13 protein-coding genes and 1 pseudogene are annotated in these 12,467 nt (G+C 46.4%); 5 read left to right on the forward strand and 9 right to left on the reverse strand.

Annotated features, from left to right (window positions below):
• Positions 1 to 128 precede the first annotated feature (128 nt).
• Positions 129 to 2,507, forward strand: a complete 2,379-nt coding sequence (locus GZ78_RS03075; protein ID WP_034832688.1) for a Lon protease family protein — start codon at positions 129 to 131, stop codon at positions 2,505 to 2,507.
• Between the two features lie 5 nt (positions 2,508 to 2,512).
• Here GZ78_RS03075 and GZ78_RS27105 read toward each other — a convergent pair whose 3' ends face one another.
• Positions 2,513 to 3,016 (reverse strand): helix-turn-helix transcriptional regulator, encoded by a 504-nt coding sequence (locus tag GZ78_RS27105; protein ID WP_236631467.1) that lies wholly within the window; start codon positions 3,014 to 3,016, stop codon positions 2,513 to 2,515.
• Positions 2,905 to 3,318 (reverse strand): AraC family ligand binding domain-containing protein, encoded by a 414-nt coding sequence (locus GZ78_RS30875; RefSeq protein ID WP_051785762.1) that lies wholly within the window; start codon positions 3,316 to 3,318, stop codon positions 2,905 to 2,907. Before GZ78_RS30875 ends, GZ78_RS27105 begins: the two co-directional genes overlap by 112 nt.
• Positions 3,319 to 3,668: 350 nt before the next feature.
• Here GZ78_RS30875 and GZ78_RS30765 point away from each other — a divergent pair, with 350 nt between their 5' ends.
• Positions 3,669 to 4,952 carry an MFS transporter gene (locus GZ78_RS30765; RefSeq protein WP_051785763.1) on the forward strand — a complete coding sequence of 428 codons (1,284 nt, stop codon included), beginning with the start codon at positions 3,669 to 3,671 and terminating at the stop codon, positions 4,950 to 4,952.
• 49 nt (positions 4,953 to 5,001) lie between these two features.
• Here the strand turns inward: GZ78_RS30765 and GZ78_RS03090 are convergent, their stop codons facing one another.
• The 7 genes and pseudogenes from GZ78_RS03090 to amrS form a co-directional block, all read right to left on the reverse strand.
• Positions 5,002 to 5,472, reverse strand: a complete 471-nt coding sequence (locus tag GZ78_RS03090) for a DM13 domain-containing protein (protein WP_034832689.1) — start codon at positions 5,470 to 5,472, stop codon at positions 5,002 to 5,004.
• 5 nt (positions 5,473 to 5,477) lie between these two features.
• A complete protein-coding gene (locus GZ78_RS03095; protein ID WP_034832691.1) occupies positions 5,478 to 5,978 on the reverse strand; it encodes a cupin domain-containing protein in 501 nt (166 codons plus the stop codon).
• 85 nt (positions 5,979 to 6,063) lie between these two features.
• Positions 6,064 to 7,698, reverse strand: a complete 1,635-nt coding sequence (locus GZ78_RS03100) for an IS1182 family transposase (RefSeq protein WP_051785764.1) — start codon at positions 7,696 to 7,698, stop codon at positions 6,064 to 6,066.
• A gap of 78 nt (positions 7,699 to 7,776) precedes the next feature.
• Positions 7,777 to 8,055, reverse strand: coding sequence for an RNA-guided endonuclease InsQ/TnpB family protein (locus tag GZ78_RS29930; protein WP_201772674.1), 279 nt, complete (start codon positions 8,053 to 8,055; stop codon positions 7,777 to 7,779).
• A 63-nt stretch (positions 8,056 to 8,118) separates the two neighbouring features.
• Positions 8,119 to 8,376: a transposase gene (locus GZ78_RS30170; protein ID WP_051785765.1), complete on the reverse strand. Its 258-nt coding sequence runs from the start codon at positions 8,374 to 8,376 to the stop codon at positions 8,119 to 8,121.
• Between the two features lie 10 nt (positions 8,377 to 8,386).
• Positions 8,387 to 8,437: pseudogene (locus tag GZ78_RS30880) on the reverse strand (helix-turn-helix domain-containing protein); the annotation flags it as partial.
• A gap of 265 nt (positions 8,438 to 8,702) precedes the next feature.
• Entirely contained in the window at positions 8,703 to 9,803 is a 1,101-nt protein-coding gene (gene amrS, locus GZ78_RS03110) for an AmmeMemoRadiSam system radical SAM enzyme (protein WP_034832692.1), read from the reverse strand.
• A gap of 64 nt (positions 9,804 to 9,867) precedes the next feature.
• On the opposite strand from amrS, the gene amrB reads away from it, so the two are divergent.
• The 3 genes from amrB to GZ78_RS03125 all read left to right on the forward strand — a co-directional run bounded on the left by amrB (position 9,868) and on the right by GZ78_RS03125 (position 12,027).
• Positions 9,868 to 10,647 carry an AmmeMemoRadiSam system protein B gene (amrB, locus tag GZ78_RS03115; protein ID WP_034832694.1) on the forward strand — a complete coding sequence of 260 codons (780 nt, stop codon included), beginning with the start codon at positions 9,868 to 9,870 and terminating at the stop codon, positions 10,645 to 10,647.
• A gap of 80 nt (positions 10,648 to 10,727) precedes the next feature.
• Positions 10,728 to 11,312 (forward strand): AmmeMemoRadiSam system protein A, encoded by a 585-nt coding sequence (gene amrA / locus GZ78_RS03120; RefSeq protein WP_034832696.1) that lies wholly within the window; start codon positions 10,728 to 10,730, stop codon positions 11,310 to 11,312.
• A 55-nt stretch (positions 11,313 to 11,367) separates the two neighbouring features.
• The gene (locus GZ78_RS03125) at positions 11,368 to 12,027 is read left to right on the forward strand and encodes a hypothetical protein (RefSeq protein ID WP_034832698.1); all 660 of its coding nucleotides are present in this window, start codon (positions 11,368 to 11,370) and stop codon (positions 12,025 to 12,027) included.
• Positions 12,028 to 12,467 lie beyond the last annotated feature (440 nt).

A 12,467-nucleotide genomic window follows, 5' to 3' on the forward strand; every position in this document is an offset into this window, starting at 1 on the left:
TGCCGGCTAACCATTTATTTTCCTGGCAGGTTAACAACACATAAAAGCAGAGACGTTCTGTATTATTATTTGAGCGTCCTGTAACGAATATACAACCCAGAGAACTCGTTAGTTAACGGCAGGCCTTAGTGAAAAAGCTTAAACTTTCAACCAGTCAACTCATTGCGAAACAGCCGGTCAAAGAGCTTGGGTTCAAGTCCACCGATGATCTTGAAAACTATGTAGGCATCCTTGGCCAGGAACGAGCTACCAGCGCTATCCAGTTTGGTGTAGCCATGCATCGAACGGGCTATAACATTTATGTGATGGGAGAATCCGGCACAGGCAGGATGTCCTATTTGAGAAAATATCTGCAATCTGAAGCCAAGCGTCAAACTCCACCGGACGACTGGATTTACATCAATAATTTTGACAATCCTCGTGAGCCAAAGGTTCTGACTCTGCCCGCTGGCACGGGTGAGCCTCTGCAAAAGGATTTTGATCAATTTATTGATAGTCTCCTGCTGACCTTTCCAGCAGCCTTTGAAAACCCGACTTATCAACAAAAGAAAAGCGTTATTGAACGTGACTTTAACCGCAGCTATGACCACGCTATCGACCTGATTGAACAAGAAGCACTGAAACGGGACATTGCCCTTTTCCGTGAAGCAGGTTCTCTGAGCTTTACTCCCATGCATGAGGGTAAAGCTATGGACGAAACAGAATTTGCACAACTGCCAGACAAAAGACGCTCTAAATTCAACAAGGACATCAGCGAGCTGGAATCCATGTTGAACGACTCTCTGGTTGAGCTTCCTCAATGGAAGCGAGATTCCAACGAGAAACTGCAAAAACTGAATCAGGAAACCATTGATCAGGCCATGGAGCCTCTGCTCAAACCTCTGAAGAAAGAGTACAGCAATCATAAGGCCGTGCTAGATTATCTGGAGGCAGTCAAGAATCATCTGCATCGTACTGTGATTGATATTCTTGCTGATGACCGCAACATGGAATCCAAAGACGATTCCACCAAGCGGCAATCTCTCGTTGAACTTTATGCTCCCAACATGCTCATTGGGCATTCCGCAAGTGGCGCGGCTCCTGTCGTATATGAATCCCACCCCAATTATAAAAATCTCTTTGGACGTATTGAGTACGCCAGTGAGATGGGGGCTCTGGTAACCAATTATCGACAAATTTGCCCCGGTTCACTCCATAAAGCTAATGGTGGCTATCTGCTGCTGGATGCCAACAAACTGCTGGAAGAGCCCTTTGTCTGGGAAGCGCTTAAACGAGCCCTGAAAGAAAAAGAACTGACCATTGAGTCTCCATACTCTGAGATGGGCTTGCTCAATACTATCACTCTGAACCCCGAATCTATTCCACTGAACGTCAAGATTATTCTTGTTGGTTCCAGAGATATTTATTATCTGCTGCAACAGCTAGATCCGGACTTCCACGAAATGTTCAGGGTACTGGTCGACTTTGATGACAGAATTACCCGAGACAAAGAGTCAGTGCATGCGTTTGCCCAGCTGTTAAAAAATCGTGCAGATGATGAGAACTATCCGGCCTTGACCGCTAACGCTGTTGCCCGGCTGGTAGAACACAGCTCCAGAATGGCTGAACACCAGGGTGAAATGTCTGCCAAAATCGGCGACCTGTTCGACCTGTTGGCAGAAGCAGACTTCATCCGTCGTATGAGTCGTGGCCGCAAGATCAATAACGAACATATTGACCGGGCTCTGGCCGCAAAATCTGAGCGAACAGGCCGTGTCAGTCAGCAAATTCTGGATGAGATGATCGAAGGCAGTATTCTGATCGATACCGAAGGAGAAAAGATCGGAAATATCAATGGTCTCACTGTTATGTCTATTGGTGATACCAGCTTTGGCTCTGCTGCCAGAATTACCGCTGCTGTTTACCCGGGGTCGCAGGGTATCGTCGACATTGAACGTGAAGTGGCATTAGGTCAGGCCATTCACTCCAAAGGGGTCATGATCCTGACAGGTTACCTGGGCAGCAAGTATGCCCAGAAGTTCCCTCTGGCAATTTCTGCCAGTCTGACCATGGAGCAGTCCTATGGTTACATCGATGGCGACAGTGCGACGCTGGCAGAGCTTTGCTGTCTGGTATCTGCATTAACCAATACCCCAATCAAGCAAGGCTTTGCTGTCACCGGTTCCATGAACCAACACGGTGAAGTTCAGGCCATTGGAGGGGTGAACGAAAAAATAGAAGGATTCTTTGATCTATGTAACGCCAGAGGTCTGACAGGAGAACATGGCGTTATCATTCCTGTCACCAATCTCCGAAACCTGATGCTCCATCAGAAGATAGTCGATGCTGTCAAAGCCGGAAAATTTAGTGTCTATGCCGTCAGCCACGCAGATGAGGCAATGGAACTACTGAGTGGCTGCAAGCCTGGCTCTCTGAACAGTAAAGGTCAGTACACCAAAGGCTCGATCAACTACAAAGTTCTGCAGCGTCTGAAAGAAATTTCTGAACTCTCCAAGGAAAGCAGCTGAGGTTTTCAGTGGGCAGGGGATAATCCCCTGCCCTTTTTATATAAAATATTCCCCAGTGTTTTACCAAATGCCTGCCTGAACAGTCGGATAAAAGCACTCTGACTGGAAAAAACCATATCCATTGCCACATTGACCACCGACCGCCCTTGAGCCAGATATTTTAAAGCACTGCACAATCGTACATGTTGTCGATACAGAATAAATGTCATGCCCGTTTCTGACTTGAACATTCGACTGAGTGTACGACCACTGACATTAATTTTTTCTGCCCACTCTTCGAGACTTAACTCAGACTCCGGCTGATCCGATAATTGGCTCAACACCTGACTCAAAACAGGATGTTCAGAAACCGGTAATGAGAAAGACTCTGACTCCAAACGGGGAATCTGTTCGACCATCACCTCAAAAAATCGTTCATCATCAGTCTCTGGTTCATAAAGCCTGGGTCGTCTGATGGCTCCATAAGCATCTCTTTCATTAAAGGAGAAACGTTCAGAATTTGAACCCACAGAGGTAAGTACTGAAACCGCCCTGTTCGAACATACAGTGTTCTCATCCTTGCCTGACCATGCATAGTGACACTATGTGGAATGCGACTGGGTACCCAGAGTGCCCGACCCGGTGGAATCATCCAAAGCTGCCCTTCGGCCTCAACTTCCATGACTCCTTCCGTCGTATGCACCAGTTGAGCAAAGGGGTGGTCATGTAAACCTGTACTGTAGCCATCAGGGTAATCTGAAGCAGACGTGATTACAGACCTGGGGATGGCCTCAAGCTTTTTTCTGCGTTCTTTAATTTCACGATCATTCACTGATTGTCCAAATTGAGCAACTTGCTGTCCAGAATCATTCTATACGACAATTTTCTACTTGCTAGACTCCCCCCCAATACTCACCTGTCATCCCGAGATCCTAAGAACAGAAGCCAGAGTTCCACACTCAGCCTGAACCTTGGCCATGCTCTGGATCACTTCTTTGTACTTATTTTTCCAACGGTCATTCTATCCCTGCAAAATGATTGGAACATCCCCTACAGTGATTTACTGAAATATGGCAGCCCAGGAGGCTGACCGAGAATAGACAGCCCGGCCTAAAATCCAGAAAGAACGGCCATCTTTTCCACTGAATTTGCTTAAATAGGTCAACTATTCGCACAAGTTCAGTGAAAAAGCTGACTCGTTCTACTGAATTTTATGCTCGGACGCTATTCTCGGTCAGCCTCCCAGGTGTCCTGGCTCTTGGTCTTGGCTCATTACCTGCTGGCTGGCTGGGTGATCGCTGGAGCCGTGAAGGCATGATGAAGTTATTTTTCTTTGGTATGGGGGCAGCAGCCCTTCTCAGCGCTCTGGCAAGTGACCCCACTCAACTGGCATTAGGTGTTGGAGCTATAGGGTTGTTTGCATCTATTTACCATCCTGTAGGTACTACTGCCCTGGTATTTGCCACCAGCCACAAGCCAGGTAGGGCTCTGGCTATCAATGGACTGGCCGGTAACCTGGGATTAGCTTCGGCTGCTGCTGTTACCGCTTTTCTTACAGACAATTTTGGCTGGCAATGGGCGTTTATTACTCCAGGGCTCTGCTCAATAGCTATGGGGCTGTTTTACCACTGGACAACACTTAAGTCTGCTGCCCATCCGATTCGAAAACATGCGTTAAAAACTGAGAAACTGAACAAAAACAGCATGATCCGACTCTTCACAGGTATCACCGTTGCCGCCAGTTTCGGTGGCCTGATTTTTCAAAGCCTGACAACCAGCCTGCCAAAGATTCTGGAAACCAGTATCGACTCCAATCTAACCGGTATAGGAAGCCTGGCCACACTGATGTTTACTCTGGCAGGCTTAGCAGTGACTGCTTCTGCAGCATGGTACATTGCTCAACCAGAGCCCACGGTCAGCCTGGTCAAAAATAAGAAAAGATTGTTTGACCTGGAAACTCACTGGGATCAAGGCAATGTCGTTGCTCTGGTCAGACATGCGGAACGTTGCGATCGTTCAGACAACCAATGTCTGGAGGGGGAAACAGGCATAACGGTTCCAGGCGGGGCAGAAGCTATTAAGGTAGGACAGAAATTTAAGCAGTACCTGCCAGAACAGGCTACCACCATCTATAACAGTCCAGTCAAGCGTACAGACCAGACAGCCGACCTGATGTTTGGCAAAGAGACCTCTATCACTCAAAACTGGCTTCGCGAAGGCTGCAAAATCAACCTCTACGATGATATTTTTAAATATAAGAAAGAAGGGGAAAACCTGATTTTGGTGACACACAGTACCTGCATCGACAAACTGGGCGAAGCCCAGAACAATGATCTGGTAGTCATGGACATACATGATCGGTCTACATACAACTCGTTCATCTTTCTTGCCGTTAATACAGATAAAAAAGAGGCCTATGCACTGGGTTATCTTTTTGCTGACGACTGGGATAAAGCGTTTAATTAATGTCAGATAAGTGCATTCAGTCGGACTGAGAAAAGTCCGACTTCACACCTTAACGATACCTTGCGGCAGTGATGAACTGCCCAAAAGACTCACACCATATAATCACGGTGTTGTATGACTTTATATTGATATTAGAAGGGACCGGAACAATAAAATTCTTGAATGTTTTAACATCACCAACCTGAACCATTTTTGGCTTTAAGCGTTCAAAATCCTGTTCGTTATCAATAAACTCAGGAGACAGATACAGCTTATAATCGGGTCCCGGAGCCAACTCACCCATCAAAGAAATAGCATCCTTTCCCACAAATACTTTCCCTTCTCCCCAGTGAAGGCTGTCACTGTCTTTCAGATTTCTGCGGAACTCACCTGAAAACTTCGCTTTTTTCGCTTTTGTCTCAATCACAGCCGTTTCCGGAGCGAGGGGCGCAGTAAGAATGGGTAATGCATAAATACCGCCAGCAAAGCCAATGGCCAGTGCCAGAGCATGACTGATAAGCAGAACTATACATTTTTTCATAGCCTTTACCTTGTCAATCGCTCAATCAGAACAGCATGTTGTGGAAAACGGCCCAACAGCTGCTCAGCTGAAGGCATTTCAAAATCAGCAAAATCAAAGCCTGGTGCAACCGTACAACCAGAAAGGACAAATGAGGACGGGTCATTAACCTCTACCGCAAAAAAACATCTGGCTGGTACTACAAACTGGGGTGCCTCACCTTCCTGGATATTTATTCCCAGCGTTGTGGCCGAATAATCTCCATTCGGAGTAATAACGTGGATAGTCAGCGAGGCACCGTCGTAAAAATGCCAGACTTCATCCTGCTCAATTCGATGAAATGCAGAAAAATCGTTCCCTTCGAGCAAATAATAAATCGCCGTCGAAAAGCTGCGCTCTCCTGAAAACCGGTCAGATAGACTGCCTTGGGAAATCATTTCATCAGAACGATACGTTTCCCGAAAAAAGCCTCCTTCCGAGTGAGGCTGAAGCGCCAGCGCTTCAATCCAGTCACTTGCATCCGTCACTATACACGCCCTCCTACTGATGGAATGTTAATAGTGTGTAATCCGGAACTCGCCGCCTTAAAGAGGGTGTCTTAAAAGCCAAAATTCAAACCCAGTGAGGCGCTTTGCTCGGTGTAGAATGACACTTCATTGGGACTCTTTCCCAGCTGTCCATTTTTTCTATAAATGGGTGACACTTCTCAAACAACGCCCAGAGAAGCCAGTTGTACCATAAAATAGCGTAAATATTGGCCTTTACAGCCCTACTCAGGTTGTAAGCCAGCAAGTGCAAACCAAATTCCAGTTTAACCTTTTCCAGCCCCTTGCGACGGAAGCGGTTTAATCCCTGTACATCCCGTAAATAGGCAAACACAGGTTCAACCATCGCCTTCCTTTTGCTGAAAGACTTTTTGGCTTTCGGATGCTGCATAACCTGCCTCAGTGCATCTTTAGCATCATCCATTGCATAGCGCTTTATGCGCCGCCCCTTCTTATTGCTCGTGCATTTATCTTTGAGAAGGCAGCCTTCGCAAGGCCCATTGCCATATATCTTCTGCTCCTTTGTGCGAGCGCTCCCTTTTATCTTACCAATGGGAGTCAACTCTTTTCCTGCAGGGCAACGATAAACGTCATTGGTTTCATCGTAATAAAAATGTCCCTTCTGGAACTTTTTGGATTCTTTGGGTTTGCCTGGTTCTTTACCCTCAGGGCATAGCAGGCTGATATCGTGCTCCAGACTGGTTGCAATGACTTCATCATTAAAATAACCAGCATCCAATAGCATTTCATCGACTGGTTTACCCGTGATCTGCATTGACTGATCAAGCATTGGATTTACGACAGTAGTTTCATTGGTAGGGTCTACAGCCTGAGCCAGTACCACCCGCTTGTTATTAGCTAATACGGATGGCTTGTAACTCGTTGTGTACCCTCGCCCCCGTTTCATCTTTTGGACAACAGCTTCAGGCTCTGTAGGGCTTACGACAGCACTTTCTGACTTACCGTTCTTCTTTCGCTTCGCGTTGCGTTCAACGACTGCTTCGAGAGCACTGCTGGCCATCTCCAGATTCTTTTGGCTTTCAGGGCAATCTGGATGGTTGTCAGCTTGCGTTTGTGCTGCTTCATGCACCTGTTGCGCAGCTTCCTGCTTCATCAGGTTGTAATTTGAGCAAGCGGCTTCTATAACGGTCCCATCACCAGCCAGACAACTTCCATCGGAGTCTGTTTTTTTGAGAACGGCTCGTGTCAGGCTTTCAAAGAAAGCACCGGTCATGGACTCGCTGTGCATATTGATGAAGCGACCAATAATGGCATGGTCTGGAAAAATCCCTCCGGTAACCCACATACAGCCAAGATCGACACGGGCTAATCGTTCCAGAGTTCTCAACGAGGTAATGCCTTGCATAATGCCATAGAGAATCAAACCCATCATATTACGGGGTGAATAAGGAGGACGTCCTTCTAATGCATACCTTTGCTCAAAATCAGACCAGTCCTGTTCATCAAGAAGGGATGCAACGGTAAAAGGTGTTTTTTGACCGGTTAGTTCAAGGTGCTCTTTCAGGTTAGTGTTGCCAAGAGTGATTGCGTTGGGGTCAGGAGCAACAAAACGTCGTTTGCCTGTTTTGTTGGCTGATCTTTTGGATTCATCCTGTTTTTTGTGATCAGAACTACTGGCTGTACCTGAAAAAATATCGAGCTGTGGAGCAGTATTAATTTTTATTTGAGTTCTTGTCGTCATGCTGAAGCCGGTAAAGCTACTTGAATATACAGATTACCGGCTTGTAGTAGGTTTTGCGACACCCTCTAAAGGGCGTGGCTAAGCCGCCACCCCCATTCCAGTCGCTCCACAGGCCAACCCCGCCAGTCCGGCGGTTTTGATATTCATGGCCGCATTGATGTCCCGGTCATGATGGGTGTTGCACTCTGAGCAACCCCACTCACTGACGGACAACGGCATAGTTTCATGGACAAATCCGCAACCGGAACAGCGTTTTGGACTGGGCAAGGATCGGTCAATTTCAGCAACCGTAAGGCCCGACCACTCAGCCTTGTACTGCAGCTGTCGGACAAACTCTCCCCAGTTGGCATCAGCGATAGATTTGCCATCTTACGCTGAAGGTGGGCCAGTTTTTTCTCGTAGCGCTTGCTATATATACCTTTAATTACCGGACTTTTCACCGTCTGAAGTGATGAACAGATCGTTTAAACCTAAATCAATGCCCACTGTCTTGTTATTGGTGGGCATGGGTTTAGCTTCAAACTCGCAGAGCATGGAAACAAAATATCGGCCTGCACCATCTTTGCTGAGGGCGACGCTGGATGGTTCGGAAGGAAGCTTCCGGCTCCAGCGGATATTCAGCGATTCTTTGCTCTTGGCAATGAAAAGCTGTCCGAGCGCAGCCGAACGACTGGACAAGTAGCTGTTCCTGCTCAGGCGTTGGATAGAGTCGTTCTTTATAGGCTCGTTTCACTTTCATGCAAAAAATCTTACAAAGTAATAAGCTTTCCGTAAACCTGATAACCCTTGCCAGCCCTCTACGGGCTCAGCCAGGACGGGAATGAACCATCCTCCGGTAATACTGCCTAGTGCAACCAGCCTGATAGTATGAGAAAGATTGGACCTGGCGTTCACAACTACTCCCGACTTTCATGTAGCAATGTTATTAATAAATCCCTCTAGATCAGAAAGTAGTCCATCGCAGCAGGTTATCCAGCTTTCCAATAAAACGATCCACTATCATTTCATTGTCGTATTTGCATTCTGACTGGAATTCTTTTGCTTCCCCAAACTCCGGGCTGTTCGTCAAACATGCCCGCAACCGACTCTCCACATTGATTACAGCGACCCGATGTCAGGTTCCAGATGCCCAATTGATACCAATCACGTTCAATCAACAGCTGTCCACAATAATGACACCAGGTGCTCCCCCCCTGACTGTCGTGTACATTGCCGGTATAGACATAACGAATACCTTTACTGATCGCAATATTTCTTGCTCTGGTCAAAGTATCAGCAGGCGTATGAGAATGACTCATCATTTTCCAGTCTGGATGAAAGGCAGTGAAATGAAGGGGTACATCAACGCCCAGATGCTCGACTATCCATTCAATCATAGCGTTCAGCTCATTATCAGAATCGTTCTCACCAGGAATCAGCAGAGTTGTTATTTCAAACCAAACCTTTGTCTCATCCTTCAGATATTTCAGAGTCTCCAGCACAGGCTGCAAAGCACCACCGCATATCTTTTTATAAAAAGATTCAGTAAACGCTTTAAGATCAATATTGGCCGCATCGATAAACTGAAAGAAGGCGTCTCTGGGTTCTTCGCAAATATAGCCAGCACTGACAGCAACGGATCGAATACCCTGCTCATGACCTGCCATAGCCACATCTCGGGCATATTCCAGAAAAATAACCGGGTCATTATAAGTAAACGCCATGCTCCTACAGCCTGTTTCCAAAGCGGCCAAGGCTAACTGCTCAGGCATAGCCTGATCAGCCAGTGTGTCCATTTCCCGGGACTTACTCATATCCCAGTTCTGGCAAAACTTACAGCCGAGGTTACAACCGGCTGTTCCAAATGATAATACCGGAGTACCTGGCAAAAAATGATTCAGTGGCTTCTTTTCAACAGGATCAATACAAAAACCACTGGAACGACCATAACTGGTCAGAACAATCTGATCCTGATGTCGGGCTCTGACAAAACAAAGCCCCTGCTGACCTTCCCTCAATTTGCAGGCTCTGGGACAAACATCACACTGAATTCTACCGTCATCCAGTCGGTGCCAATATTCTGTTGGAAAGAAATCTGGCGGAGACTGACAGATTCCATTCATCATCGCAGTGCCTCACTCGGTTCGCTGACTATAATTATAGAGCTGCTCATCCGGGGGGAAAGGTTCAATGAATATTCGACAACCCGCTGTGTCTGGTGCTTTCTATCCCGACCAGCAAGAGCTACTGCAAACTGTTGTCACTAACCTGATGTCTGAAGCCACCGAGAGAGAACTGTCGCCTAAAGTCCTGATCGTACCTCATGCCGGATACATATACTCCGGAGCCATTGCTGCATCAGGCTACAAGCAGCTAGAACCTTTTCGACGCCAAATTAGAAGAGTGGTGTTGCTGGGGCCTTCCCATCAGCTCGCCTTTGAAGGTATTGCCTTGCCAGACTGCGAAGCATACTCAACGCCCATAGGTGATATTCCATTAGATATCGATGCGATCAAAAGTCTGGAGCGGTTCAGTCAGATTCAAACCCTTGATGCAGCTCATGCCAGAGAACACAGCCTGGAAGTACAATGTCCATTTCTCCAGAATGCCTTGGACAACTTTAAGTTGATTCCACTTGTTGTGGGCGATGCCTCTCCATATTCAGTTGCAGAAATTATTGATTTTCTCTGGGGAGGAGAAGAAACCCTGATTGTCATCAGTTCAGACCTGAGCCATTACCTTACTTATGAAGAAGCCAAACACCGCGACAGCCAGACGACAAAAGCCATAGAGCAAATGAGCTGCGCTCTGACTGGAGGTCAAGCCTGCGGTTGCTACCCATTAAATGGCATGTTGAAAGTAGCCCAGCGCAGAGGAATGGAAGTGGTCACCCTGGACGTCAGAAATTCTGGTGATACGGCCGGCGATAAAACCAGAGTCGTAGGATATGGCGCTTATGTTATCCAGTAGCAATAAATGGAGCCAATATCTGATGCCAGAGGGCATTTATTCACCCACCGATTTTTCATGACCAGAAAGGATCAAACTGGATGGATCTGAATCTCTCTGAACAGGATAAACAGTGCCTGCTGCACCTGGCCAGAAGTACCATTGCAACAGCCTGCATTGAAGGGACAGTACCTGAACTGGACTCTGCTCAATTTCCAACAAAGCTTCAAATGCATCTTGCCACTTTTGTTACCCTTCAAAAATTTGGCGAATTAAGAGGCTGCATTGGCTCCCTGACACCTGAGAAACCACTGATAGAAGATATTGCCTGCAATGCTTTTGCCAGTGCTTTCAAAGATCAGCGCTTCTTTCCAGTGACTGAAAGTGAACTGAACGATCTGAACATTGAGATATCCATTCTGCCCCCTATGACCCCCTTGCCTATTAAAAGTGAAGAAGACCTTCTGCAACAAATACGCCCGGGCATCGATGGCCTGCTCATACAGGGCGACGATCATAAGGCTACTTTTCTTCCTCAAGTTTGGGAGCAGTTGACTGATCCCAATGAATTTCTTCTTCACCTTAAACGCAAAGCTGGATTTCAGTCTCATGAATGGCCAGAGGACATGAAGTGTTTTTCTTATCAATGTCTGAAATTCAAAGAAGATTTACAACTAAAAGAATAAAAAATACCTATCCTGTTATTTGTTCTGAGAACCAAAACCAATAACAGGATTAAATATGCGCATTGCCCTGCTCTTTTTTTGGTACCTTTGTTGTACTCCATGGTCTTTTGCAAACTATATCCCTGACAATGAACTTGAAAACCTTTCTTTATTGATTGATTCGTTACCCTTGTCTTTCTTTGGCAATAGCCAAATTCCAGAGCAAGAAACAATCTTCGCCTATCTCTGCAGTGTGGATAAAAAACAACTGGGCATCAGCCCGGCTAAATTTGACCGATGTTTGACGCTGGATGACCAAGGCATCATTGAATCGTATTCATATACTTACCCCTACAAATCCAGAAAGAGTCTCTATCGTTTTTTTATCCGTAACCACCAAAATCAAAATGATTCGTCGCCCTGGTCCTTCGAAAACAACAAGCTTTGTTATCAGACTTTTTTAGACGGATATAGAACCTGCTTAATTCCCTATATTGAAAAGAAACAAGTAGAACGATCTCTAAGCACTGTCTACAGTGGCTCCGGTTCTGGTAGTGGTGAAGTGGACAACGAGATGAATACTGAACCCACAACGCCAGCACCTGGAGAAGAAGATCCCTATAAAGATCTGAAAACCATCGGTATAACAGCTGCTGTATTTATAACTATTTTGATTGTTTATGGCATTATTCAGGGAGCGCGAGATTACGCGTTCAAGAATGGTTATAGCATTTGATAGAGGCTGTCCCTGCCTCTATCAATAGAGTGGATCAGGCAGCGACCGCGTTTGCCATTTTATCTGTCTGCTCCTGAGCAATCAGGGATTTAGCGTAAATATTCAGGAAAGGTAAATACAGCAATGTAGACATTGCCAGCAATCCCAAAGCTAAAAATTCCCGGCAGCCCATAGAGTATATCCAGACTGGAGCCCAAGCCAAAAAATGATAAACAGGCAGGCCATCCCCATAGTGGCATAAAAAGGCTGTAGCCAATCCCCTTTGTACTTCACCATCAAGTCGGTATAGCACTGGGAGTACATGAAGTTCAGATCAATGAAATCGGTTATAGGTCGGCAAACACTTAAAGAAACCGCTGCTTTGATGCAAAGCAACGTGCAGGAAAGTCATGAGAAGAAGTATTTCTCAAGCGTTGAGAGCTGTGTGCCCCACGGGCCTA

Origin of the sequence: Endozoicomonas numazuensis (genome assembly GCF_000722635.1) — a bacterium.
Lineage (GTDB): Bacteria > Pseudomonadota > Gammaproteobacteria > Pseudomonadales > Endozoicomonadaceae > Endozoicomonas_A > Endozoicomonas_A numazuensis.